At 67.2% G+C, this 23,637-nt stretch carries 22 protein-coding genes and 1 pseudogene; 19 read left to right on the top strand and 4 right to left on the bottom strand.

Translation table 11 applies throughout. From position 1 onward, the window contains the following. The first annotated feature begins 121 nt into the window (after positions 1-121). From KHO41_RS03505 to KHO41_RS03450, 12 genes are all read left to right on the top strand, one after another. Complete coding sequence (locus KHO41_RS03505) at positions 122-2,128, top strand: FUSC family protein (RefSeq protein ID WP_211951951.1); 2,007 nt, start codon at positions 122-124, stop codon at positions 2,126-2,128. Between the two features lie 50 nt (positions 2,129-2,178). Further along, entirely contained in the window at positions 2,179-2,334 is a 156-nt protein-coding gene (locus KHO41_RS03500) for a DUF1656 domain-containing protein (RefSeq protein WP_376989560.1), read from the top strand. After that, positions 2,331-3,215, top strand: a complete 885-nt coding sequence (locus KHO41_RS03495) for an efflux RND transporter periplasmic adaptor subunit (RefSeq protein ID WP_211951912.1) — start codon at positions 2,331-2,333, stop codon at positions 3,213-3,215. Before KHO41_RS03500 ends, KHO41_RS03495 begins: the two co-directional genes overlap by 4 nt. Before the next feature lie 23 nt (positions 3,216-3,238). Next, positions 3,239-4,753 (top strand): efflux transporter outer membrane subunit, encoded by a 1,515-nt coding sequence (locus tag KHO41_RS03490; protein WP_211951911.1) that lies wholly within the window; start codon positions 3,239-3,241, stop codon positions 4,751-4,753. A gap of 177 nt (positions 4,754-4,930) precedes the next feature. Further along, the gene (locus tag KHO41_RS03485) at positions 4,931-6,130 is read left to right on the top strand and encodes an amine dehydrogenase large subunit (protein WP_211951910.1); all 1,200 of its coding nucleotides are present in this window, start codon (positions 4,931-4,933) and stop codon (positions 6,128-6,130) included. Continuing rightward, positions 6,127-6,690 (top strand): MauE/DoxX family redox-associated membrane protein, encoded by a 564-nt coding sequence (locus KHO41_RS03480; protein WP_211951909.1) that lies wholly within the window; start codon positions 6,127-6,129, stop codon positions 6,688-6,690. Before KHO41_RS03485 ends, KHO41_RS03480 begins: the two co-directional genes overlap by 4 nt. Before the next feature lie 33 nt (positions 6,691-6,723). Next, complete coding sequence (gene mauD, locus KHO41_RS03475; protein ID WP_211951908.1) at positions 6,724-7,311, top strand: methylamine dehydrogenase accessory protein MauD; 588 nt, start codon at positions 6,724-6,726, stop codon at positions 7,309-7,311. Positions 7,312-7,330: 19 nt separating this feature from the next. Continuing rightward, entirely contained in the window at positions 7,331-7,846 is a 516-nt protein-coding gene (locus tag KHO41_RS03470; RefSeq protein WP_211951907.1) for a methylamine dehydrogenase light chain, read from the top strand. Beyond that, positions 7,843-8,298 (top strand): c-type cytochrome, encoded by a 456-nt coding sequence (locus KHO41_RS03465; protein WP_211951906.1) that lies wholly within the window; start codon positions 7,843-7,845, stop codon positions 8,296-8,298. The genes KHO41_RS03470 and KHO41_RS03465 overlap by 4 nt, the downstream gene beginning before the upstream one ends. A gap of 1 nt (position 8,299) precedes the next feature. Further along, on the top strand, positions 8,300-8,719 hold the full coding sequence (locus KHO41_RS03460; RefSeq protein ID WP_211951905.1) for a cytochrome C: 420 nt from the start codon (positions 8,300-8,302) through the stop codon (positions 8,717-8,719). A 34-nt stretch (positions 8,720-8,753) separates the two neighbouring features. Next, the gene (locus tag KHO41_RS03455; protein ID WP_211951904.1) at positions 8,754-10,253 is read left to right on the top strand and encodes an aldehyde dehydrogenase family protein; all 1,500 of its coding nucleotides are present in this window, start codon (positions 8,754-8,756) and stop codon (positions 10,251-10,253) included. A 160-nt stretch (positions 10,254-10,413) separates the two neighbouring features. Further along, on the top strand, positions 10,414-11,952 hold the full coding sequence (locus tag KHO41_RS03450; RefSeq protein WP_376989561.1) for an amidase: 1,539 nt from the start codon (positions 10,414-10,416) through the stop codon (positions 11,950-11,952). Between the two features lie 15 nt (positions 11,953-11,967). On the opposite strand, the gene KHO41_RS03445 is transcribed toward KHO41_RS03450, so the two are convergent. Continuing rightward, positions 11,968-12,960 (bottom strand): helix-turn-helix domain-containing protein, encoded by a 993-nt coding sequence (locus KHO41_RS03445; RefSeq protein WP_211951902.1) that lies wholly within the window; start codon positions 12,958-12,960, stop codon positions 11,968-11,970. A gap of 355 nt (positions 12,961-13,315) precedes the next feature. Here KHO41_RS03445 and KHO41_RS03440 point away from each other — a divergent pair, with 355 nt between their 5' ends. The 4 genes and pseudogenes from KHO41_RS03440 to KHO41_RS41630 all read left to right on the top strand — a co-directional run. Continuing rightward, entirely contained in the window at positions 13,316-13,648 is a 333-nt protein-coding gene (locus tag KHO41_RS03440; RefSeq protein WP_211951901.1) for a hypothetical protein, read from the top strand. Positions 13,649-13,709: 61 nt separating this feature from the next. Next, complete coding sequence (locus tag KHO41_RS03435) at positions 13,710-13,904, top strand: hypothetical protein (protein WP_211951900.1); 195 nt, start codon at positions 13,710-13,712, stop codon at positions 13,902-13,904. A 93-nt stretch (positions 13,905-13,997) separates the two neighbouring features. Continuing rightward, complete coding sequence (locus KHO41_RS03430) at positions 13,998-14,378, top strand: bleomycin resistance family protein (RefSeq protein ID WP_244873694.1); 381 nt, start codon at positions 13,998-14,000, stop codon at positions 14,376-14,378. A gap of 270 nt (positions 14,379-14,648) precedes the next feature. Then, positions 14,649-14,912 (top strand): annotated as a pseudogene (locus tag KHO41_RS41630) (AMP-binding enzyme); the annotation flags it as partial. 205 nt (positions 14,913-15,117) lie between these two features. On the opposite strand, the gene KHO41_RS03420 reads toward KHO41_RS41630, so the two are convergent. The 3 genes from KHO41_RS03420 to KHO41_RS03410 all read right to left on the bottom strand — a co-directional run bounded on the left by KHO41_RS03420 (position 15,118) and on the right by KHO41_RS03410 (position 20,635). Continuing rightward, positions 15,118-18,966, bottom strand: coding sequence for a response regulator (locus KHO41_RS03420; protein ID WP_211951898.1), 3,849 nt, complete (start codon positions 18,964-18,966; stop codon positions 15,118-15,120). Beyond that, the gene (locus KHO41_RS03415; RefSeq protein WP_211951897.1) at positions 18,967-20,100 is read right to left on the bottom strand and encodes a response regulator; all 1,134 of its coding nucleotides are present in this window, start codon (positions 20,098-20,100) and stop codon (positions 18,967-18,969) included. A 211-nt stretch (positions 20,101-20,311) separates the two neighbouring features. After that, positions 20,312-20,635, bottom strand: a complete 324-nt coding sequence (locus KHO41_RS03410) for a thioredoxin family protein (RefSeq protein WP_211951896.1) — start codon at positions 20,633-20,635, stop codon at positions 20,312-20,314. 343 nt (positions 20,636-20,978) lie between these two features. Here KHO41_RS03410 and KHO41_RS03405 point away from each other — a divergent pair, with 343 nt between their 5' ends. From KHO41_RS03405 to KHO41_RS03395, 3 genes are all read left to right on the top strand, one after another. Further along, positions 20,979-22,547, top strand: a complete 1,569-nt coding sequence (locus KHO41_RS03405) for a fatty acid--CoA ligase (RefSeq protein WP_211951895.1) — start codon at positions 20,979-20,981, stop codon at positions 22,545-22,547. 129 nt (positions 22,548-22,676) lie between these two features. Then, positions 22,677-23,138 carry a hypothetical protein gene (locus tag KHO41_RS03400; RefSeq protein ID WP_211951894.1) on the top strand — a complete coding sequence of 154 codons (462 nt, stop codon included), beginning with the start codon at positions 22,677-22,679 and terminating at the stop codon, positions 23,136-23,138. A gap of 107 nt (positions 23,139-23,245) precedes the next feature. After that, the gene (locus KHO41_RS03395) at positions 23,246-23,599 is read left to right on the top strand and encodes an ArsR/SmtB family transcription factor (RefSeq protein ID WP_211951893.1); all 354 of its coding nucleotides are present in this window, start codon (positions 23,246-23,248) and stop codon (positions 23,597-23,599) included. The last annotated feature ends 38 nt before the right edge of the window (positions 23,600-23,637 follow it).

The following is a 23,637-nucleotide window of genomic DNA, read 5'->3' as shown; positions in this document are numbered from 1 at the left end:
GGAATGGCCGCCATTTGACTACACTTCGCTTCCACGCTCCGCTTACGCCTGCGTCCGGCAACAAGGCCGCACCAGGCGGCGCACGATGCGCCCCCAAACCAGAACACTAAAACTCGATCTCATGGCCATGCGGCCGAATGCACGACAGTGGCTGTTTTCGCTGAAAGCATTCCTGGCCGCCATGCTCGCGCTCTATATCGCGCTGGCGCTAGGCTTGCCGCGGCCCTACTGGGCCATGGCGACGGTGTACTTCGTCTCGCATCCGCTGACGGGCGCCACGCGCTCCAAGGCCGCGTATCGCGTCGCCGGCACCGTGCTGGGCGCCGCCGCCGCGGTGGCGACCGTGCCGCTGCTGGTCAATATGCCCATCGTGCTGATGGCGGCCATCTCGCTGTGGATCGTCGCGCTGGTCTACCTGTCGCTGCTGCAGCGCTCGCCGCGCGCGTATGTATTCCTGCTGGCTGCGTACACGCTGCCGATCGTGGCGCTGCCGGCGGTAGACCAGCCCGCGCAGATCTTCGATCTGGCCGTCGCGCGCATCGAAGAAATCGTCATCGGCATTGTCTGCGCGGGGCTGGTCGGATCGATCATCCTGCCAGTCAAGGTCGCCCCGGCCCTGCGCGCACGCGCCGCGAGCTGGCTGGCGGATGCCGCGGCATGGGCTGACGACATCCTCTGCGCGAATGCTCGGGCCGACGCAGGCCGCCATCGCCTCGCCGCCGACATCCTCGCGTTGGATCAATTGATCGCCCAGCTTTCCTACGACACCGAAAGCGCCGGCTCCTTGCGCCATGCGCGCGCCCTGCGGGCACGCATGACCACGCTGATGCCGTTGCTGTCCGCGCTGTCTGCGGTGCTGGAGGCGCTGCGCATGCATCCGGCCGGCGTGCCGGCACCGCTCGCGCAGGCGCTGTCGGCGCTCTCGCAATGGCTGCGCGGTGGCCTGGCTGGCTCGCCGCCGCACGCGGATCGCCAGGCGCTGGCCAGCGCCGCAGCAGACAGCTGGCACGCGCAGTTGCTGACGGCGGCAAGCAGCCAGCTCGCGCAACTGGCCGCGTTGTGCAGCGACTGCGCAGCGCTCCAGCATGGCATCGGCGACCGGCCCGACCAGCCGCTTCCGAAACTGAGCGATACCCCGGCCGCCGCAACCATGCCGGCAAGGGGCGCGCTGCATCACGACCACGGCATGCTGTTGTTCGGTGCCGCATCCACGGGCCTGGCGGTGTTCTGCGCGGGCCTGCTCTGGATTTTCTCCGGCTGGCCGGACGGCGCCGGGGCGGTGGCGGTGTCCTCCATCGCGTGCTGTTTCTTCGCGACCATCGACGAGCCGCGGCCGGTCGCCCGCTCCTTCCTGCGCTGGAGTGCCGTCTGCTTCGTCGTGGCCTCGTTCTACCTGTTCCTGGTGGTACCGCATGCGCAGAATTTCGAGACGCTCGCGGGCATGCTTGCCGTGCCCTACCTTGGCATCGGCATGCTGATCACTCGGCCCGGTTTCAACCTGATTGCCATGCTGCTGTCGGTGAACACGGCGTCGTTCGCCAATATCCAGAGCGTCTACGATGCCAACTTTCTTGGCACGTTCAACGGCAGCCTCGCCAACGCCGCGGCCATGCTGTTCGCACCGCTGTGGGCGCTGGCCACGCGTCCGTTCGGCGCAAGCGTCGCCGCGCGCCGGCTGATCCGCGCAAGCTGGCAAGACCTGGCCGGCGCGGCCGCATGGCCGGGCGCGGACCATGACGCGAAGCTTGGCGCGCGCATGCTGGATCGCCTCGGCCAGTTGGTGCCACGGCTTGGCGCCGTGCGCGCCGGCCCGGATGGCTTCAGCGAACTGCACGTCGGCTTCTGCGCACTGGCGCTGCGGCGCGCGCTGCCGTCGCTGCCCACCGTCGCACGGCGGCCGGTCCGGCGTGTGCTGGCACTGGTGGCGCGCCACTACCGTGCGCGCCTGCGCAGCGGGCATGCCGCAGCGCCGTCCGTCGAATTGCCCGCCTGCATCGACGCGGCCATTGCCCAGGTCGCCGCGCTTCCGGAGCATCGCGACGAGACCATTGCCGCGCTCGTCGTACTGCGTGTCACGCTGCACGAGCCGCACGTCGCCGGCCTACCGGATACAGGAGCCCGGCCTTGAACACTGAGATCGACCTCTACGGCGTGTTCGTGCCGGCGCTGCTGGTGCTGATGCTGGCAGCGTTCGCGGCCACCACATGCGTACGCGTGCTGCTGGCCCGGCTCGGGTTCTACCGGCACGTGTGGCATCGCTCCCTCTTCAATCTCTGCCTCTATGTGATCGTGCTGGGCGGCGTCGTCGCCCTCGGTCTGAGGCTGCCGACATGACGTTCAGATTCCGCCCCCTCCTCAGGCTGTTGCCCACGCTGCTGGCACTGCTTGCCGCTGTCCTGGTGCTGCGGCACCTGTGGGACTACTACACGGCCGCGCCGTGGACACGCGACGGCCACGTGCGCGCCGATATCGTCCAGATTGCGCCGGACGTATCCGGACTGGTGACACGCGTGCTCGTGCACGACAACCAGCAAGTGCGGCGCGGCCAGGTGCTGTTCGAGATTGACCGTGACCGCTACGCGCTGGCCTTGCAGCAGGCGACGGCGAATGCCGCGGCACTGCGCGCGACGCTGGCGCAGGCAAGGCGCGAATCCGCGCGCAATCGCTCACTGGATGGCCTGGTCGCAGGCGAGGTGGCAGAACAGGGCCGCGCCCGCGTTGAACAGGCCGAAGCCGCGCTGGCACAGGCCGACGCCGCCGTACGGCTCGCGCGCCTGAACCTGGAGCGCACCAGCGTGCTCAGCCCTGCCGATGGCTACCTCAATGACCGGCTGCCACGGCTGGGCGACTACGTTTCCACCGGACGGCCCGTGCTGTCCATGGTCGATACCTCGTCGTTCCATGTCGAAGGCTATTTCGAGGAAACCAAGCTGCATCGCATCCACATCGGCAGCCCGGTCGACGTACATATCATGGGCGAGCCGCACCATTTGCGCGGCCACGTGCAGAGCATCGCCGCCGGCATCGAGGACCGCGACCGCAGCGCCGGCTCCAATCTGTTGCCGAACGTGAACCCGACGTTCAACTGGGTGCGACTGGCGCAGCGCGTGCCCGTGCGCATCACGTTTGATGCGGTCCCGCCTGACGTGCGGCTGGTGTCAGGACGCACGGCCACGGTGTCCGTGCAGCAGCCCGTCGTGGAGCACAAGCCGTGAGGACATGGCGATGCATAGGGCTGATGCCGCTGCTTCCGCTCCTGTTCGCGTGCACCACGGTCGGACCGGACTACCACGTACCCGATGCCGCCGCCCTACGCGCGCCCGAGGCCAACGGCAAGTTGCTGGGCAGTGCGAATCCCGCTGTATCGATCGGCCCGGTCCCCGATGCGTGGTGGCAGCTATACGACGATCCGCGGCTCGACCGTCTGGTCCGCGAGGCGCTCGCGGCCAACACCGATATCCGCGTGGCATCGGCCAACCTGCGCCGGGCCACGGCCGCGTTGCACGAGGTAGAGGCCGAGAACCTGCCGCAAGGCGGCATCGGCGCGAGCGTCTCGCGCGCCCAGTTGTCGGGGCAGAGCTACCTGCAGACGACCAAGCCGCCGGTGTTCAATCTCGGGGATTTCGGGCCCGGCGTGTCTTACCTGATCGACTTCTTCGGCAAGCTTGCGCGCGCCGATGAAGCGGCGCTGGCCAACATACAGGCCAGCGAAGCGGCCCTCGACGCGGCCCGCGTTGGCGTTGCCGCCCAGACAGTGCGCGCCTACGTGCAAGGCTGCGCGGCCAGCCATGAACTCGCGGTGGCCCGCCAGCAGATTGCGCTGCAGGATCGCACGGTCGATGCCACGCGCAAGCTCGCAGCCGCCGGCCGGGCCGAGCCCACGGACGCTGTGCGCGCCCAGGCGCGTGTGGAGGCCTTGCGCGCCGCGCTGCCCCCGCTGGAAGCCGCGCGCGAAGCCGCCAGATTCCGCCTGGCGCTGGTGCTCGGCAAGCCGCCGGCCGCCCTGCCGGCAGAGGAAACCGAATGCCACGAGGAACCACCGCTGACGCAACCACTGCCGGTCGGCGATGGCGCCGCACTGCTCAAGCGCCGGCCCGACATCCGGCAGGCCGAGCGCGAACTGGCCGCCGCTACCGCGAAGATCGGCGTGGCCACGGCGGATCTCTACCCGAGTATCCGCATCGGCGCGTCCGCCGGCCTGACTGGCCTGTTGAGCGATCTCGGCAGTGGACCGACGGCCCGCTGGAGCATCGGCCCGATGCTGAGCTGGAATTTCCCGACCAACGGCGTGCGACCGCGCATCGCGCGCATGGAAGCCGGCGCGGATGCCGCGCTCGCGCATTTTGACGGCGTGGTGCTGCGGGCATTGCAGGAGACCGAAACCGCACTCAGCGCCTACTCGCGCGAGCTGGAGCGCCAGCACGCGCTGCACCTCGCGCGCGACCAGGCGGCGGAAGCGGCGCGGCAGGAACGGCAGCGTTACGAGGCTGGACGTACGCCCTATCTGGCGCGGCTGGACGCCGAGCGAACGCTGGCCGATGCGGAAGCTGCGCTCGCGGAGTCGGACAGTCGGGTTGCCATGCGTCAGATCGACCTGTTTCTGGCGCTTGGCGGCGGGTGGCAGCAGGCAGGCGGGGCTCCGCAAGCCGCGGAACACGGCCACGACGTATCGCACCCATTGCCAAAAACGGATGCTCGCCCGGACGCCGTCATGCTCCGGCACGGTGCAGCACCAACCGGAAGGCAGTCCTAGAACCCCGCCTGAGGCCAAATCCTGCGCCAATCCAGCGCATAGGTACGGCTTATACGCGTCCGCACCCTTGGCTCACCCTAGTAATTCCCCCGGTATGACCGTTGCCGATCCTGGCTAACGCCTGAGCGACCGCCATTTCTAGACTGGCTCCATTTCCAGCACAGACAGGAGCCAGTCGTGAATGACGCCAGCAGCACGCCCGGGCGTGCGCCGCGGGCAGCCGGAAGCAGGTCCCGGCGCCTGATCCCCCTCTTGCTTGCCGCAGTGCTCGGCGCGGGCGCGGCCGTGGCCGAAGACCTGCCGCCCGAGACGCTGACGGTGGCGCCGTTGGCGCCCGCCGACGAGAACCGGCTGTATATCTCCGACGTGGCGTTCCGCCACATGGTCGACGGCCGGCTGCATGTCGTGGACGGCCGGAAGATGAAGTACCTGGGCCTGCTGCCCACGGGCTTCGGCGGTCAGTCCGTGCTGTCGCCGGACAAGCGCTCGATCTATGTCGTTTCCACTTATTACCCGCGCCTGACCCGTGGCGAGCGCACGGATGTCGTCAGCATCTACGACGCCGACACGCTGGCCTACCGCAGCGAGATCGTGATTCCGCCGCGCCACGCGCAATCGCTGAACTACCGCGGCATCATCACGGTATCGGCGGATGGCCGCTTCCTGTACGTGCAGAACGCCACGCCGGCGACATCGGTCAGCATCGTCGACCTGCAGGCCGGGAAATTCGTCGCGGAAACGCAGACGCCCGGTTGCTGGGGGATCTTCGCCACGGCGGCATCCAGCCAGCGCTTCCGCACGCTGTGCAGCGACGGCGCCATGCTGACCGTAGCGCACGACGCACAGGGCCAGCCCACCGGGCAGAAGCGCAGCGCGCGCATGTTCGATCCCGATGCCGACCCGGTCTTCCTGCACTCGGAACGCATCGGCGACACGCTGTACTTCGTCTCGTTCAACGGCAACGTGTACACGGCTGACCTGTCGGCCGAGACGCCGGCCTTCAGCAAGCCGTGGCCCATCCTCTCCGCGGCCGATGCCAAGGGCGGCTGGAAGCCGGGCGGCTACCAGCTCTTCACGCTGCATGCAGGCACGCAGCGGCTCTACGTCGGCATGCATCCGCGCAGCCGCGAAGGCTCGCACAAGACCCCGGCCGCCGAGATCTGGACCATCGACCTTGCCCAGCACAAGCGCGTGGCACGCGCGCCGGGGCAGAACGCGTTGGCCCTGACCATCACGCAAGGCAGCCAGCCGGTGCTGTACGCACTCGATGCCGCCAAGTCGGGCGTGGTCGCGCTGGATCCCGCCCGAAACTTGAAGCAGGTGGCGCGCTTGGACAACGTGAGCGAGAACTCCGTGCAAGTGGAGGCGCACCAATGACTGCCTTCGATCTGATCGGCGATCCGGTCGTCACGGCGTCCTGCAGCGCAGCGGCGGCGCTCGTGCTGCTGCTGTCGGTCGCGCCGAAGCTGCGCGAGCCCGATCGCTTCCATGGCGCCATCGATGCCTACCGGCTGGTCCCGGCAGCGTGGGGGCGCGCGGTAGCGCTGGCCCTCATCGGCGCCGAAGCCCTTGCCGTGCTGCTGCTCGCGCTGATGCCGCTACAGGCGGCTTCGTCCCTGGCCGCGATGGGCGTGGCTGGCGTGGCGACCGGCGCCGTGGCGATCAACCTGCTGCGCGGCCGGCGCGACATCCGCTGCGGTTGCGGCGGCGCGGACGACAGCATGCCGCTGTCCGGTGGACTGTTGTGGCGCAATGCCGCGCTGCTCGCAGTGCTGGGCATCGCCGCAGCGTCGGCCGCAGGCGGCAACGGCCGTGCAATGTCGGCACTCGACTATGCCGCGGCAGGCTTTATCGCACTGGCCCTGCTGCTCATGTGGCTCGGCGCCACGCAACTGCTTGTCAACGCCGGACGTGCCCGCAGTCCGGTACGGGCCTGAATCCCTTTTCCATTATTTCTTCGTGAGACTGTCATGACTGCACTTGTCATTGCCAATATCGTGCTGTGGATCGCCGTGCTGGCGCTGCTGTTCGGGCTCTACGCCCTGGCCCGCCAGGTCGGCATTCTGTATGAACGCGTCGCCCCGATGGGCGCGCTGATGATCGACGCCGGCCCGCGCGTCGGCCAGCCGCTGCAACCGTTCGCGCTGCAGGACGTGCGCGGCACCGCCGTCACCGTAGGCGGCCATCAGGCGGCCAGCACGCTGCTGTTCTTCCTGTCCCCGACCTGCCCTGTCTGCAAGAAGCTGATTCCGGTCCTGAAATCCATCCGCGCCAGCGAAGGCAGCTGGCTGCGCGTTGTGCTCGCGTCTGACGGCGAGCAGCCCGAGCACCTCGCCTTCCTGCGCCAGGCCGGTCTTGGCGATTTCGACTACGTACTGTCGCGCGAACTCGGCATGCACCTGCAGATCGGCAAGCTGCCTTACGCGGTGCTGCTGGACGAGCACGGAACGCTGCGCGCCAAGGGCCTGGTCAACTCCCGCGAGCAGCTCGAAAGCCTGTTCACGGCGATGGACCTGAACGTGGCGTCCGTGCAGCAGTTCCTGGAAACGCATGCCTGAGCGGCAAGGAGATACAACGATGTGGTTTGACAAGCTTTTCGAACGCCAGACCCGCCGTGCCGCCCAGCGCACCGGGCGACGCAGCATGCTGGCCACGCTGGGCAAGGCCATGGTGGGCACGGTGGCACTGCCGGTGCTGCCGTTCGACCGCAGCGTACATGCCGCGGCCGCGCACGGCGCAAAGACCGGCAAGGCCGTGGACGAGACCTCGTGCGACTACTGGAAATACTGCGCCGTGGACGGCTTCCTGTGTTCGTGCTGCGGCGGCAGCTCCACCACGTGCCCGCCGGGCACGGAGCCATCGCGCGTGTCGTGGGTCGGCACGTGCCGCAACCCGGCCGACGGCAAGGACTACATGGTCAGCTACAACGATTGCTGCGGCAAAACCACGTGCGGGCGCTGCGAGTGCAACACCAATGAGCGCGAGCGCCCCGGCTACAAGCTCGGCGTGCACAACGACGTGAACTGGTGCATGAGCAACTCGAGCACGATGTTCCATTGCACCACCTCGATCATCCTCGGAGTCCAGGAATGAAATCCCGATCGCACACACTGTGGCTGGCGCTCGTACTTGCCGGCGCTGCGGCAACGGCCAGCGCGGCGGATCTCGTCGCACAAGGCAAGGAAGTGTTCGCCGCGAACTGCGCTGCCTGCCATAACAACGATGCCAGCGGCATTCCGGGCGTGGCGCCGCCGCTGGCCAATGCGCTGCGCGAGCGCCTTGGCTCCCCGGCGGGCCGGACTTACCTGGCCAATGTGCTGGTGCACGGCATGGCGGGCCCCATCGAATCGCAGGGCCAGTCGTTCAATGGCGTGATGCCGGCCTTCGGTACGCTGCCCGACGAATCGCTCGCCGCCGTGCTGGCGTGGCTCGGCACGCAGAACGGCCAGGCCACGGCCGCCGTTGGCCCTGACGCACTGGCCCAGGCCCGCGCGCAGCGCAAGACGCCGGGCGCCGTGCGCAAGCTGCGCGACGCGGCGAACTGACATGCAGCGCGCCACGATCCGTCTCGCCCTGGCATGGCTGGCCACCGCGCTGGTGGCCGGTGCTGCGCACGCCGAAGGCCGGCTCCAGCGCGGTCACGCCAACTACGTGCTGCACTGCTCCGGCTGCCACCTGCCGGACGGATCGGGCAAGCCGGCGGCAGGCATTCCGGACATGCGCACTACCGTGCCGCAACTGCTGGCCACGGCCGCCGGGCGCGCGTTCCTGATCCAGGTGCCCGGCACCTCGGGCTCATCGCTGACGAATGCCGAGGTCGCCGAACTGATGAACTGGATGCTGCCCGCGCTGACCGGCCGCCAGGACATCGCCCCGTTCACCACTGAAGAAGTTACCCGCTATCGCAATGACCGGCTGGACGACGTGGCCGCGCACCGCGCCGCCATTCTCGGCACCAGCCGCTGAACCGACACATCAATCAAGACACCCGAGGAGACCCATGGATACCCGCACCGAACTGCTTTCCGCCGCCACCCGCGCCTTCCTGCAGCGCCCGAAGCGCATGCTGATCGACGGCCAGTGGTGCGCCGCTGCCGACGGCGCTGTCTTCACCACGGAAGACCCCGCCAGCGAGACCACGCTGGCTGAAGTGCCCGCAGCCGGACCGGCCGATGTCGATGCCGCTGTACAAGCCGCGCGCAAGGCCTTCGAACAAGGCCCGTGGCACGCCATGCGCCCATCGGACCGCGAACGCCTGCTGCTGCGCCTGGCCGACCTGGTGGAAGCCAATGCCGAGGAACTCGCGCAGATCGAAGCGCTGGACAACGGCAAGCCCGCGACCATGGCGCGCGCGATCGATGTGGCCGGCGCCGCGGGCTTCCTGCGCTACATGGCGGGCTGGGCCACCAAGCTGCACGGTGAAAGCCTGGATGTGTCGGTGCCGCTGGTGCGCGAGCGCGAATTCGTCGCGTTCACGCGGCAGGAAGCCGTAGGCGTGGTGGGGGCCATCATCCCGTGGAATTTCCCGCTGCTGATGGCCGCGTGGAAGCTCGGTCCCGCACTGGCGTGCGGCTGCACCGTGGTGCTCAAGCCTGCCGAGGAAACGCCGCTGTCGGCACTGCGCCTCGGCGAGCTCGTGATGGAAGCGGGCTATCCGGCAGGTGTCGTCAATATCGTCACCGGCGACGGAGCGCGTTGCGGCGCGGCGCTCGCTGGCCATCCGCAGGTCGACAAGATCGCGTTCACCGGGTCGACGGAAGTCGGCAAGCTCGTCGGCGGCGCGGCAATGGAGCGCCTGGCGCGCGTGACGCTGGAACTCGGCGGCAAGTCGCCCGTGATCATGCTCGACGATATGTCGCCGGAAGCTGCCGCCGCGGGCGCCGCACAGGCCATCTTCTTCAACCAGGGCCAGGTATGCACCGCCGGCTCGCGGCTGTACCTGCCGCGCTCGAAGTTCGACGCGACGGTGCAGGCACTGGCCGATATCGCCAACAGCCTGCGCCTGGGGCCGGGCCTGGAGCCGGACACTGGCATGGGTCCGCTGGTATCGCGCCGCCAGCGCAAGCGCGTGGCCGGCTACGTGCAGGCCGGCGTGGATGCCGGCGCGCAACTGGTCTGCGGCGGCAATGCCGACCTGCCGCGCGGCCACTTCTTCAAGCCCACTGTGCTGGCGCGTGCACCGGAGACATCATCGGTCGTGCAGGAGGAAATCTTCGGGCCCGTGGTCGTGGCACTGCCCTACGATGACATCGACGAAGTGGTCGGCCGCGCCAATGGCACGCCGTTCGGGCTGGCGGCATCGGTCTGGTCCAACGACCTGTCGCGCGTGCACCGGCTCGTGCCGCGCATCAAGGCCGGCACGGTCTGGGTCAATTGCCACAACCTGCTCGACAACGCGATGCCGTTCGGCGGCTTCAAGCAGTCAGGCCTTGGCCGCGAAATGGGCCGTGCCGTGTTCGACCACTATACCGAGACCAAATCGGTCATGATCGCCGTGTAATTGCCGCCCGGCTGCCGATGGGTTTCCCACTATGACAAGACAGACCATGAACGATACCGCCCCTGCATCGTCCACTCCGCAGTCCACCCCGCAGCCCGGCCGGCGCCAATGGCTGAGCCACCTGGCCGGCGCGGCCGTTACCACTGTCGCCGCCGCGGCCATGACCAGCCGGACAGCGAGTGCCGCCCCAGCGGGCGCGGCGCCTGCCACGTCCGGCCCGGCCACCGGCGGCGGTACGCCGGACCCGATCGTACTGATGCCGGCCTGGCAGCTCTCACGCGAAATCCGCGGCGGGCGCCTGTCCTGCCGGCAGGTCATGAGCGCCTATCTGGCGCATATCGACCGCGTCAATCCGGTGACCAACGCCATCGTCGCGCTGCGAGACCGTGATGCCCTGATGCAGGAAGCCGCCGCGGCGGACGAGGCGCTCGCCGCGCGCAAAGTGGCGGGATGGATGCATGGCATGCCGCAGGCCCCGAAGGATCTGGCGCTCACGCGCGGCATCCGCACCACGTTCGGCTCGCCGATTTTCAAGGACAACGTGCCGACGTCCGACGCGATCATCGTCGAACGCGTACGCAAGTCGGGTGCGATCCTGCTCGGCAAGACCAATACGCCCGAGTTCGGCCTGGGCTCGCAGACCTTCAACCCGGTGTATGGCCCCACGCGCAATCCGTACGACAGCACGCGCACAGCGGGCGGCAGCAGCGGCGGCGCCGCGGCGGCCCTGGCCATGCGCCTGCTGCCCGTGGCGGACGGCAGCGATTTCGGCGGTTCGCTGCGCAACCCGGCCGGGTTCTGTAATGTCTACGGCTTCCGTCCCTCCGTAGGACGGGTGCCCTATGGGCCCACGCCGGAAGTCTTTATCCAGCAGCTCGGCTATGAAGGCCCGATGGGCCGCACAGTGGCTGACGTGGCCCTGCTGCTCGCCACCCAGGCCGGCCCCGATCCGCGCACGCCACAGGCGCTGGCGTCGGACCCGGTGCTTGCCACGCTGACGCCGGACAACGTCATGGCCGCGCTGTCGACGGACCTGAAGGGCAAGCGCGTGGCCTGGCTCGGTGACTGGGACGGCTACCTGCCGATGGAAGACGGCATCCTGCAGCTATGTGAGCAGGCCCTGCAGGCGTTCCCGGCCTTTGGCGTGGGCGTAGAAAAGATCAAGCCGCCGTTCTCGCCCGAACGCCTGTGGAAGACCTGGCTCGTGCACCGGCACTTCCTGGTCGGCAACGGCATGCTGCCGTTCTACCGCGACGAGGCCAAGCGCGCGCTGCTCAAGCCCGAAGCCATCTGGGAAATCGAAGGCGCGCTCAAGCTCAGCGGCGCGGACATCTATGCGGCCAGCGCCGACCGCAGTGCGTGGTATCAGGCAGTGGAAGGCGTCTTTGCCAAATTCGACTACATCGCCGTGCCGACCGCACAGGTCTTTCCGTTCGATGTGCGTCAACCATGGCCCAAGGAGATCGCCGGCCGGCAGATGGATACCTACCACCGCTGGATGGAAGTCGTGTTCCCGTGGACGCTGTCAGGCTGTCCGGCCATCAGCGTGCCGGTCGGCTTCGGCAAGAACGGGCTGCCCATGGGCATGCAGCTCATCGGCCGTCCGCGCGATGACCTGAGCGTCTTGCGCGTGGCCCGGGCGTACGAGCAGGAACGCGACTGGGTAGGTCGACACCTGCCGCGCGCGGTAATGGCCTGACGAGGGAAAGTCGAGTCAGCGGCGCGCGAGCGTCGCTGACGGCAGTTCGCCGAAGAAAGCGCGGTACTGCGCGGCAAATCGCGGCAGATGCTGGAAGCCGAAGCTTGCGGCTGCCGCGCCGACGGACTCCGCAGCGCCGGTGCGAAGTGCCTGGCGCACGCCATTCATGCGTACCGCGCGCACGAAATCGAGCGGCGACAGCCCGGTCACCTCGTTGAAGCTGTATTGCAGCGTGCGCCGCGACACGCCCAGCCGTTCGCATAACGACAGGATGCTCCACGGCTGGTCGGGGGCGCTGCGGATCATCTGGTAGGCGTCCGCCACCAGCCGGCGCCGCGCGGGAATCGTGGGTAGCGGTTCGTTGCGGTCAGTGCCATCGCCGACCAGGGCGGTCGCAGCCGCGAGCAGCAAGGCATCGCGCATCGCGCTTTCGACAAAGCGGTTGCTGAACACCTCGGCATCGATCGCCGCGGTGGCCAGGACCGACAACAGTACTGCCCGGAATTCCCGGCTGGCGCCTTTCGTCACCTGACGCACGGGCGCCATCCGTTCCAACCGGACCGTCTCGCCGCCAGCCAGCGCCATGGCGCGCTGAAGCGCCGGCATCGGCACCGTCAGTCCGGCGAGATCGAGTTGCAGTGGCGTACGCATCGCCAGTGCGCGGCCGTTGCCGGCGCACAGCAGCGTCTGTCCGTCCATCGCGTAACCGGAGAACCAGCCACCCTGGCACTGCACGTCGGGCAGGGCCAGCGAGACATAGCCACGTGCCGCTTCGCCCTCCTCAAGCAGGCTCTGCGACGTCAGTTCGCGGAAGACATGGACATCACCGTATGTCACCTGGGATACCTCGGCGCGAAAGACGCCGGGCGTGAGCTGCTGGTAACGCTGTTGCCAGCCGTCCAGTTCCGCGGCGGCCGCCTGGGCTTCATCGGCGACGATGTGCCGCAGCGTGCGCGCGGCCGCAGGTTCCTGCGGGGACGGTAAGGATGGCGTCGGGGCTTGATTCATGGGGGGCGCGGCGTGTAACGCTCTACCCGCGCGCGGCGGTTCGGGCCAGCCTTGTTCCGCGCGGGTGCAGCGCTTCAGTGTAGCGAATGCCGCTGCCGGCAATGGAGCGGGTCAACCCTGATTCGCAAGGCATGCAAACGGTTCATGATGAAAAAACCGACTGGAAGATCGACGTTTAAATCATCAACGGAATAACGCTGCGTGACTACACTTGCTTCCGTGCCGCACAACAAACACTACGGCACCGCTCGCAAGGCGACCCGGACGGCATGCGGGACGGCAGATCCGCCGCGCCGCGTCCCCCACGATTCCCAGGGGGAATGCCGCCTCCAATCAGTCAGAAGAAGCAGCAGACATGCACAACAAGATCCTCAAAGCCCTCCTCCTTACCGTCGCTACCGTTGGTGCCAGCGCCTTGGCCGGCCAGGCCGCCGCCCAAGGCATGCAGGACCGCGGCATCTCCGGCGACCGCTACGGCTACATCATGCGCCAGGGCAACCCGGACCCGTACACCGACGGCGGCAATGTTCTCGGCAAGCGCGACCCGTACACCGACGGTGGCAATGCCCTCGGCAAGCGTGACCCGTTCACCGATGGCGCCAACCACCCGGCGACCACGTTGAACATCGCCGGCATGGACCAGCGCGGCGTGTCGGCCTCGCCCGCACACACAGGCGCCAACGCGTAAGCGCTCCCGCAGGCTCCGTGCTCCACGGCGCCTGCGCAAATTTCCCGCTCCAGAGACTGCAATGAAGAACATCCTGCTGGCGCTGCTCGGCGCCGCGGCTGTCACGGCGGCATGGCCCGCCATGGCCGGCCCCGACTGGGCCGTCATCGAACGTGGCCGCGCTGCTGCCCGCGCGGCGCACCCGTGTGCTGAAAGCCCTCAGACTTCGGCGAAATCGCCATCCGCAAGCGCGCCGGGCGCTTCCCACCACGGCTGACCACGACGGCGGCCGCGAAGCGATGCTGCCGCCGCCATGCCGAACTCGGCTATCCTGTGCGGCATCCTTGCCCGCATACAGAAGGAATGCCGCATGCCCCAGCCAACCGACCTGCGTGCCTACGCCTACGTTCTCGCAGTACCCGATCTCGCCCGCAGCGCTGCGTACTTCGAGAACGCGCTGGGTTTTTCCACGGACTGGCAGGACGGCAACAACTGGCGCGCGCTCAGCCGCGGCAGCGTGCGCGTCATGCTCGGGCATTGCCCCGATGCTCTCCCGCCATCGCAGACTGGCGACCACAGCTACTTCGCGTACTTCCACGTGGACGATATCGACGCACTGCATGCCGAACTGGCATCGCGCGGCGCCATCATCGCGCAGCCGCCCGCCGACAAGCCATGGGGCATGCGTGAAATGGCGCTCGCTACGCCGGATGGACATCGGATGATGGTGGGACAGGAGCTGGACCGTTGAGCGTACGCTAGAAGTCCTCCATTGCCGCCAGCGCCCCGCCGGGCGCGCTGCCAGCTTCTCCCGCACTACCCAATCCGGCTAGTCGCCAATGCTACCTCCATTGCGACAATCGTCTCCTGTGTCGCTGCACAACGAAGACAAGGAGGCATAAGGAGGCCACTATCGACGTCGCCGGCGTGTTCGGCGATATCCGGCGCTGGACCATGTCGGCGATCATCGCTCGACGCGCGGAGATATCCGGCGACCGGGTCTTTCTGCGTTACATGCCCGACGGCCGCGGCCCACCTGAACGGCTGGTTCCACACCGGCGACCGCGGCTATTTCGACCAGGACGGCTATCTCTATTTCACCGATCGCAAGAAAGATGCGATCCGCCGGCGCGGCGAGAACATCTCCGCCTACGAGGTCGAAACGATCCTCCTGAGCCACCCGGCGGTGCGCCAGGTGGCCGTGTATCCCGTTCGCTCCGAATTCACGGAAGACGAAGTCGCCGCATCGGTCATCCTGCACGAAGGGAAGGTCGCGCTGCGGGACGCGCCAAACCAGTCTCAGGCCGCGGCGATGCGGCGCGAGCGGGACCTGGTGCGCCTGTATGCCGCCTCGCATGACAGGGCCGAGGGACTCGCCGCATTCCGGGAGAAACGGGAGCCGCAGTTCCGGGGCATGTAGCCAACCGCGCAGCGCGCGGCGTTGTCGTCATGACGGTCTGTCCATGCGGCGGAAGCCTGCATTGCCAGGCTTAGCCGGCGCTATCCGCCAGCACCTCCACAGCACTCTCGTAGTCATAGTTCTCTACCGCCTCGCACAGGCGACGGAAACGGTCCTCTTCCAGCACGTCGGCGAGTCGCTGACGATTGGCCGCAAGCGTCAGGCTGGCTTCGCTGGCCCCGTCCGCAAGCTGGCGGCGCAACCGGTCTAGCACGTCCGCCGTGCTGGTCGCCTGGGTGGCAACCGGCGCAGCGGGTTCGGGTGTTTCCGCAGGCAGGTACTGGCGCAGCGCCATGCACAGGCTCGCGTGCGCCTGTTCCAGACCATTCAGCAGCACAGATGCATCTTCTGCCGCCATGCCCATCAGCGTGCATTCCAGCGACGCGGCGGCGCCCGCCACCTGCCTGGCGCCGAGATTGCCGGCCAGCCCCGCGAGCGCATGCGCAAGCCGCGCGGCCTCGGCACGTTCGCCGGCCTGCAGCAATGCACCGATCTGCTGCGGCGTCTGGGCGTAGCCGGACAGCAGGCGTCCCAGCAACTGGCGGAACGTGTCGATCCGCCCGCCGACACGGGCGACCGCGCCCTCAACGTCGAGCAGGCCCGTGCCCGCCAGTGCCTGCATCCAGTCCGGCACAGCCTCTTCAGCTACCGGCTCGACCACTTCGATGATCTCGGTCACCGGATTCGCCACGTTCTCGTGCCAGGCCGCATCGTACAAGCTCCCCCCCGTCCTCGCCGGCGCGCCAGTCAGCCAACGGTGCAGCGTCGTGAAGAACGTGGCGGGGCTGATGGGCTTGGCGATGTGGTCGTCCATGCCGGCAGCCAGGCAACGGTTGCGGTCTTCGGGCAAGGCATTGGCCGTCATCGCCACCACGGGCATCGACGCCAGCCGCGGGTTGGCGCGGATGTGGCGTGTAGCCTCGAAGCCGTCCATGATCGGCATCTGCATGTCCATGAGCACCAGGTCGTAGTCCTGCACGGCCAGCAGTTCGAGCGCGATCGCACCGTTCTCGGCCGTATCGGGCGTGATGCCGGCCTGCTGGAGCAGGTGCGTGGCCACCTCGCGGTTGATCTCGTTGTCTTCGACGAGCAGCACGCGTGCGTGCGGCAACGTCCAGCTCGGCCCGGTGACGGAACGCGGTGCGCCCTTGTCGGCCATGCGTCCCGGCTCCGAGGCCAGCACGCGCATGGTGGCGTCGAACAGCACCGAGGGACTGACCGGCTTGTGCAGCGTGGTCTCGAACCCGTTGCGCTCGCCTTCGCGAACGACTTCCTCGCGCCCGTTGGCGGTAATCATCAGCGGGCGCGGGCGCTGGCTCTGCAGCGACATGGCCGCCAGCCTGCGCACGGTCTGGATACCGTCCAGACCCGGCATGCGCCAGTCGATGAACACGGCGTGGTAGGGATCGGCAACGGCATCCGCATGCTGGATCGCGGACAGCGCTTTCTCGCCCGATTCGACTTCGTCCGCACGGAACCCGAACCCGCGCAGCATCGATCCGATCACCTGGCGCGCATAGCCGTGGTCGTCCACTACCAGCAGCCGTCGCCCGGCGAGTTCCGGTTGCACCAGTAGCGCCGGCGCGCGCTTGGTGCCGGGCAGCAGCGACAGGTCGAACCAGAACGTACTGCCCTTGCCGACCTCGCTCTGTACGCCGATGGTGCCGCCCATCAGCGTCACCAGCCGGTGGCTGATGGCCAGCCCCAGCCCGCTGCCGCCATAGCGCCGCGTGGTGGAGCTGTCGGCCTGTTCGAAACTGCGGAACAGGCGTGGAATGGCGTCGGCGTCGATGCCAATGCCCGTGTCGCGCACCTCGAAATGCAACCGGACCCGCGATTCGGCGTGCTCGCCGGCGCAGCGCGCCACGCGGATGACGATCTCGCCGCGCTCGGTGAACTTGACCGCATTGGTGGTGAAGTTGATCAGCACCTGCCGGATGCGCAGCGGATCGCCGCGCAGGGAGTCCGGCACGTCGGGCTGCACGTCGACCACAAGCTCGAGTTGTTTGGCGGCAGCGCGCTCGCTGACCAGGTCACCCACCGTGCGCAGCAGGCGCTCCAGCGAGAAATCGATCTGCTCGATGTCCAGCTTGCCGGCCTCGATCTTCGACAGGTCGAGGATGTCGTTCAGGATGCCGAGCAGGTGCTGGCCCGAACGCTGGATCTTCTCGACATAGTCGCGCTGCTGCGGATCGAGCTGCGTACTGAGCGCCAGATGCGCCATGCCGATCACCGCATTCATCGGCGTGCGGATTTCATGGCTCATGTTGGCGAGGAAGCTCGCCTTGGCCTGCGCGGCCGACTCGGCCTCGTGCTTGGCCTTGGCCAGTTCCGCGTTGGCAACGGCAAGCTCGCGCGTACGCTCCCACACCTTGTGCTCGAGCGTCTGCGACATCTCCTTCAGCTCGCGGTTGGCACGCTCCTGGTCCGTGATGTCGATGCCCACCGCGCCTACGCCGACCACCGCATTGCTGGTCGGATCGTGCACCGGGAACCGCATGACGCGCAGCTCGCGCGAGCCTTCTGGCGTTTGCATGGCGTAGATCTGCTCTTCCGCGCGGCCGGTGGCCATCACGCGCGCTTCGATCTCCCAGCGCTCCTGGGTGCCATCGGGCATGACCGCGAGCTCGCGGTCGGTCTTGCCGAACACCTGGTCGCGCTTGAGGCCCAGCAACTTCTCCATCGACGGATTGAGCTGCAGGAACGCGTGGTTGCGGTCCTTCAGGTGCATGATCGCGGGCGAGTGGTCCAGCAAGGCGCGCAGCCTTTCCTCGCTCTGTGCAAGGCGGTGCTGGCTCTTGCGCAGGGCCCACGCAGCCACGCCGATCAGCAGCATGATCGCCGCCGCCATGCTCGCCACCACGGTACGCGTGGACAGGTAGGAGCTGAGCGCTTCCTCCATGTCCTGCTCCAGGATCAGGCCGCTGCCCAGCGCCGGTATCCAGAGTCCGGCGCCGGCCACGCGCTGGCCGCGGTAATCCAGGTAGCCGAACGATACCTGCAGGGCTTCCGAATGCAGCACCTGCTGCGCCATGCGCGTGAGCGGTGCGTCGTCGTCGACACGCCACCGGCCGTCGCCGAGGTCGTGCGGCACGCGTACGCGCAGGTTGAACATGGACGCATCGCCGGGCGGCAGCAGGCCTTGCCCGACCAGGCTTTCATCGAAGCGGCTCGGCGAATTGAGGCGGCCGTCGCGGTCGATCACATAGAGTTCGCCGGTGTTGCCAAAGCGTGCGGCCTTCAGGATCTGCAGCATCACCGCATACGGGTCGATACGCAGGCACAGCGCGCCAACGACACGGTCGTTGTCCCACAGGCGCGAGCACACGATCTGGAACGGACTGCGGCCCACCGGGCCAACCGGCCCGTCCGTCAATACAGGGCCCGGATATGGCGCGGACAGCGATGCGCCGTTCTCGCGCGCCCGTGTGGCTGCCGCGGCGGCTTCGGGCTGCAGCGGCTGTCCGTTGCGCTCGACCAGATCCGAGACAATGATGCGGTTGTCCATCGAGATCAGGCCGTAGCCGATGTAGCCGTTGGAGCGGTACAGCGGCGTAATCCAGTTGACGAACTCCTGGACGCGCTCGGGACTGGGATCGGCACCATTGGCCAGCAAGGGCCGGGCAAGGCGGATCGTATCGTCGAGCGTGCTCATCGACACCGCGCGACGGCGCTGCTCGCTGGCCCAGGTTTCGAGCTGGCGCGCGGTAGTGTTGACGGTCGCGCCCAGGCGTGCCCCGACGCTCACCTGCTCGTTCTGGCGCACCATCGACATGGCAGCAAACGCCACGAGCCAGACCGCGAGGATCAGCAAGGCCCCGTAGGCAAGCAGGGAGCTGCGCAGCCAGAAGCCTGCGGGTGGATTAGGCTTGGAAATCATTCAGATGGCGGGCAACAAATCGCGCTGCGGCTCGTGTTCAGGATCGGCAAAGCGCAGGGCAATGGCGTGGAATTCGTCGGCGATGCTGTGGAATGCATCGACCATGCCGGGGTCGAAATGCCGGCCGCGGCCTTCCATGATGATGCGCACGGACTCCTCATGCGAGAAGGCCGGCTTGTAGACGCGCCGGGAGATCAGCGCGTCATAGACATCGGCGAGCGCCATCAGGCGCGCCGCGACGGGGATGTCATCGCCGGCAAGTCCTTCCGGATAGCCGGTGCCATCCCACTTTTCATGGTGGTAGTGGGCGATCTCCCGCGCGTAGCGCAGGAAGGAATTGCGCGTGCCGCACTGGGCTTCGGCGTCGGCAATGGCGTCGCGGCCCAGCATGGTGTGCGACTTCATGACTTCGAACTCTTCCGCGGTCAGCTTGCCGGGCTTGAGCAGGATGCGGTCCGGAATGCCGACCTTGCCGATATCGTGCAGCGGCGCGGACTTGAACAGCAGGTCGATCGTCCTGTCGTCGAGTTGCGCGCTGAAGCGCGGGTCATTGCGCAGCGCGCGCGCCAGGGCCCGCACGTAGTGCTGGGTCCGGCGGATATGGTTGCCGGTCTCGTTGTCTCGGGTTTCGGCCAGTGCCGCCAGTGCGATGATGGTGGCATCTTCGATCTGGGTAATCTCGCGCGTGCGCCGCTGCACCTCCGCTTCGAGATAAGCCGAGCGGTCGCGCAGGAAATCGTGCGCCTGCTTGAGCGCGAGCTGGCTGGCAATGCGTGCGCGCGCCACCGGTGGGCTCACCGGCTTCATGATGTAGTCGACGGCGCCGACCTCGAAGCCGCGCGCTTCATCCAGTTCATCGGTGCGCGCGGTCAGGAAGATGACCGGGACGTGGGCCGTGGCCGGATTCGCCTTGAGATGGCGGCACGTTTCGTAGCCATCCATCTCGGGCATTGAAACGTCGAGCAGGATCAGGTCCGGCGCCGACGACGCGGCCAGTTGCAGCGCCTTGGCGCCGCGGTTGGCTACGCGCACACGGTACTGGTCCTGCAGCATTGCCACCATGGCGGCAATGTTTTCCGGTATGTCGTCGACGACGAGGACGGTTGGTCGCTGCTCTGGGCTGTCGGCGCTCATTTTCAATGCTTAAGGTTGGCTGGCCGCCCGCTGGCATGCGAAGCGGACCGGCACCGGATTCAGGAACCAGGCGCCCATGGGTGCGCTGCCACACCGCAGGTATCGCCCTTCGGAGAATCGGCCTGAATGAGCAAAACTTGTTCCCTCCTGAAGCGGGGATTGCCAGCACGCTTATGATTGCGGCAGACTCCGCAAGGTGTTCCCGGTGCGCTCAGGCGATAGCGGCCATGGCCTCCAGGATGGCTGCGGCATCGCTCGGCCTGACGAGGCGCGACACCTCCCGGCCATCGCGCAGGAACACCAGCGTGGGCCACAGCTTGACGCGAAACGAGCGGCCAAGCGGGCGGCCGCTGCCGTCTTCCACCTTGATATGCCGCACGTCCGGATACGAGGCAAAGGCCTGCGCCAATGCAGGCTGGGCGCGCTGGCAATAGCCGCACCAGTCGGTGCCGAACTCCAGCAGCGCCGGACCTTGCAGAGTGTCGATTTCCTCACGCGGGGGCGCGTCGGAAAGGTAATGATCCTTCACAGGCATCGCAGCGTCTCCTCCCACAATGTGGGGTAATGTCTTTTTTGATGTTTGTTCTGTCTATGCGGCCGGTTGCCCTGCTGCGTAGCAACAACCGTACCGGCCGCGGAGTTTGCCATGCCGTCCGGGTTCAGGCCAGCTTCCCTGGCCTGACACGCCCCAAAGGCGCCGGTTCGATGCGCATATCCAACACAGATCCCGCACCGCCCGCCCCGCACGTGAAGCTTCCTGCATAAGGAAAGAGCGAATCGTTATTTCACTCCCGTGTAATGAGCGCCTTATAGTTGCCGGCTCATTCGAAACAAGACGGCCGTGCCGGCATCCTGCCACGGCCCCGCGGAGTACAACGTTGACTGACGGCCTTACCCTTGGCGACACCCTTTCCTGGCCCGCCCGCTACCTGCCGCGCAAGACTGCGCTGGTGACCGGCTTGGGCACTGCGCGGCGCGCGTGGACTTATGCAGAACTGGATGCGGAGGTCAACCGGCATGCCAACGCCCTGCTCTCGCTCGGGATCGGCAAGGGCGACGTCGTGGCGGCCTTTCTCTACAACACGCCGGCCTTTGTCTTCACGCTGCTCGCTTGCGCGCGCATCGGCGCCGTGTTCAACCCGGTCAACTACCGGCTGGCCGCGCAGGAACTCGCCTATATCCTGAACGACGGCAATGCCCGCGCGCTGGTGTTCGAGCAGGAAGTCGCATCAGTCACCGAGAAAGCCGCGGCCCAGGCGGCTGGCACCCCGCTGCTGATCTACGCCGACGACGGCGAGGCGCCGTCGTTTGCCACGCACGATCTCGCTGCACTGGCTGCCGGCCAGCCCGCCACGGCGCCGGATGTCATCGTGCATGAAGACGATCCGTGCATCCTCATGTACACGAGCGGCACCACGGGCCGGCCCAAGGGCGTCGTGCATACGCACCGCAGCAAGCTGTTCCACAACGCGATGATGCATCAGGCGATGGGCCTGACACGCGAGGACGTGGGCCTGTCGGTGGCCCCGCTCAACCACACCGCCGAGCTGCACACCAGCTTCCTGCCACGGCTGCAGCTTGGTGCCACGCAGGTGCTGCAGCGGCGCTTCGACGCCGGCGAGGCATGGCAACTTGTTGAGGCCGAGCGTGTCACGCATTTCTTCGCCGCACCAACCATGGTCGGCATGCTGCTGAACCATCCCGATACGGAGCGGCGTGACTTGTCGTCGCTACGACTGGCGGAATATGGCGGCGCATCCATGGCGCCGCACCTTATCCGCGAATGGAACCGCAAGATCGGCGCTGGCCTGGTGCAGGTCTATGGCGCCACCGAGATGGGTCCTTGCATGTCGGTGCTCTACCCGCACGAGCAACTGAGCCACGCCGGTTCGGCAGGCCTGCCGTCACTGGGCCACGACCTTGTGGTGGCGCGCCTGCGCGACGACGGCGAGCCGACCGACCCGTCGCAGCCGTGCGACCCCGGTGAAGTCGGCGAAGTGCTGGTGCGCGGGCCTTGCATGATGCGCGGCTACCTGAACCGCCCCGACGCCAACACCCGGGCGCTGGCCCACGGCTGGTATCACACTGGCGACCTGGGCAGCCTGGACCAGGACGGTTACCTCTGGATCCGCGACCGCATCGACTACATGATCAACTCGGGCGCCGAGAACGTTTACCCGCGCGAGGTGGAAGACGCGCTGATCGAACACCCCGCGGTGCTGGAAGTTGCGGTGCTCGGCGAACCCGATGCCACCTGGGGACAGGTGGTCGGGGCGTATGTCGTCACGCGCCCCGAATCCAGCGTCAGCCCCGAGCAGCTCGATGCATTCCTGCTGCAAGGCGACCGCCTGGCCGCGTACAAACGGCCGAGGCGCTACCACTTCATGGAGGCGCTGCCGAAGACCACAAGCGGGAAGATCCAGAAGCATATGCTGCGGGTGGGTTAAAGCGAGCGCGGCGGTCTCAGGGTTTTACGGTGTCAGGCCTGGAGGGCAAGTGCCAGAATGGCCGTCTTTCCGGTGGGCGACACGGCACCAGCATTGGGGGAGTGCCAGCCCTGCGCTTAGAATATGACCATGACCGCCGCACACGACCATGACGACAAGCGAGTCGCAGATGAATCCGGCAGCGCTGACCCGAGGCTCGCGCATACGCGCAAGTTCCGTCGCTATCGCAACGACGAGGGGGTATCACCGGAGTTGATTGCGGCCTATGTTGCCGCCGCTGGCGGCTTGAATGCGGAGAAACCTGCAGAGAACAGGATCCCGTGGGTCATGATCGGCACCGCTTGCGCCGCTGTCTCCGCGGCGATCTTTGCCGCTCTCACCTACCTGTCGTCCAGTACGCAGGACAAGGTCGACCGCGGTACCGCTCCGCTCAACGTCCAGATCCAGGAGATGGACAAGCGCATCACCGGAAAATTCGAAGTCAACGACAAGGTGCTTGAGAAAATCAACACGCGCCTGGATTCGATCGACGGTCGCCTGAGCACGATCGAACTGCGCCTGGAGCGCATCGACAGCAAGCTCGCGAAGTAGGTTTCCCATATCGGCTTTTGAAACGAAAACCCCACCCAGCGAGGGGTCATGCAGGCTTCGCACGTGTATCGTATAGTCACGATATACATTTTGATTCCTCCCGATATATGGTTCGTGAATCACCGAAACAACGTGCGCCGGACTCCGCCTCTGCGAAGCCCGAGATTGACGTCGATGCGATCCACAAGGCCCTGGCCAATCCCATGCGGCGGAAGATACTCGCCTGGTTGCGAACGCCGGAGGCGTATTTCTCCGCGCAGGAACACCCGCTCGACATGGGCGTTTGCGCCGGGTTGATCGACACGCATTGCGGTCTGTCGCAGTCGACGGTGTCGGCGCACCTTGCCACGCTCCAGCGTGCCGGGCTGATCCGGGCCAGGCGCATCGGGCAATGGGTCTTCTTCAAGCGCGACGAAGAGACCATTCAGGCGTTCCTCGACCATATTCACCAGGACCTTTGAGTTCGTACCGGCATGGCGCTTTCGGCGTCGTTGCCAAC

Source organism: Cupriavidus numazuensis (genome assembly GCF_905397435.1).
In the GTDB taxonomy this organism is placed as follows: domain Bacteria; phylum Pseudomonadota; class Gammaproteobacteria; order Burkholderiales; family Burkholderiaceae; genus Cupriavidus; species Cupriavidus numazuensis.
This window is presented reverse-complemented; position numbering and strand designations above follow the sequence as displayed.

Excerpts from the sequence above, each read along its gene's own strand:
- KHO41_RS03505 (WP_211951951.1), top strand. The coding sequence starts at position 122 with ATGGCCATGCGGCCGAATGCACGACAGTGGCTGTTTTCGCTGAAAGCA.
- KHO41_RS03500 (WP_376989560.1), top strand. The coding sequence starts at position 2,179 with ATGCTGGCAGCGTTCGCGGCCACCACATGCGTACGCGTGCTGCTGGCC.
- KHO41_RS03495 (WP_211951912.1), top strand. The coding sequence starts at position 2,331 with ATGACGTTCAGATTCCGCCCCCTCCTCAGGCTGTTGCCCACGCTGCTG.
- KHO41_RS03490 (WP_211951911.1), top strand. The coding sequence starts at position 3,239 with ATGCCGCTGCTTCCGCTCCTGTTCGCGTGCACCACGGTCGGACCGGAC.
- KHO41_RS03480 (WP_211951909.1), top strand. The coding sequence starts at position 6,127 with ATGACTGCCTTCGATCTGATCGGCGATCCGGTCGTCACGGCGTCCTGC.
- mauD (WP_211951908.1), top strand. The coding sequence starts at position 6,724 with ATGACTGCACTTGTCATTGCCAATATCGTGCTGTGGATCGCCGTGCTG.
- KHO41_RS03470 (WP_211951907.1), top strand. The coding sequence starts at position 7,331 with ATGTGGTTTGACAAGCTTTTCGAACGCCAGACCCGCCGTGCCGCCCAG.
- KHO41_RS03465 (WP_211951906.1), top strand. The coding sequence starts at position 7,843 with ATGAAATCCCGATCGCACACACTGTGGCTGGCGCTCGTACTTGCCGGC.
- KHO41_RS03460 (WP_211951905.1), top strand. The coding sequence starts at position 8,300 with ATGCAGCGCGCCACGATCCGTCTCGCCCTGGCATGGCTGGCCACCGCG.
- KHO41_RS03455 (WP_211951904.1), top strand. The coding sequence starts at position 8,754 with ATGGATACCCGCACCGAACTGCTTTCCGCCGCCACCCGCGCCTTCCTG.
- KHO41_RS03450 (WP_376989561.1), top strand. The coding sequence starts at position 10,414 with ATGACCAGCCGGACAGCGAGTGCCGCCCCAGCGGGCGCGGCGCCTGCC.
- KHO41_RS03445 (WP_211951902.1), bottom strand. The coding sequence starts at position 12,960 with ATGAATCAAGCCCCGACGCCATCCTTACCGTCCCCGCAGGAACCTGCG.
- KHO41_RS03440 (WP_211951901.1), top strand. The coding sequence starts at position 13,316 with ATGCACAACAAGATCCTCAAAGCCCTCCTCCTTACCGTCGCTACCGTT.
- KHO41_RS03435 (WP_211951900.1), top strand. The coding sequence starts at position 13,710 with ATGAAGAACATCCTGCTGGCGCTGCTCGGCGCCGCGGCTGTCACGGCG.
- KHO41_RS03430 (WP_244873694.1), top strand. The coding sequence starts at position 13,998 with ATGCCCCAGCCAACCGACCTGCGTGCCTACGCCTACGTTCTCGCAGTA.
- KHO41_RS03420 (WP_211951898.1), bottom strand. The coding sequence starts at position 18,966 with ATGATTTCCAAGCCTAATCCACCCGCAGGCTTCTGGCTGCGCAGCTCC.
- KHO41_RS03415 (WP_211951897.1), bottom strand. The coding sequence starts at position 20,100 with ATGAGCGCCGACAGCCCAGAGCAGCGACCAACCGTCCTCGTCGTCGAC.
- KHO41_RS03410 (WP_211951896.1), bottom strand. The coding sequence starts at position 20,635 with ATGCCTGTGAAGGATCATTACCTTTCCGACGCGCCCCCGCGTGAGGAA.
- KHO41_RS03400 (WP_211951894.1), top strand. The coding sequence starts at position 22,677 with ATGACCGCCGCACACGACCATGACGACAAGCGAGTCGCAGATGAATCC.
- KHO41_RS03395 (WP_211951893.1), top strand. The coding sequence starts at position 23,246 with ATGGTTCGTGAATCACCGAAACAACGTGCGCCGGACTCCGCCTCTGCG.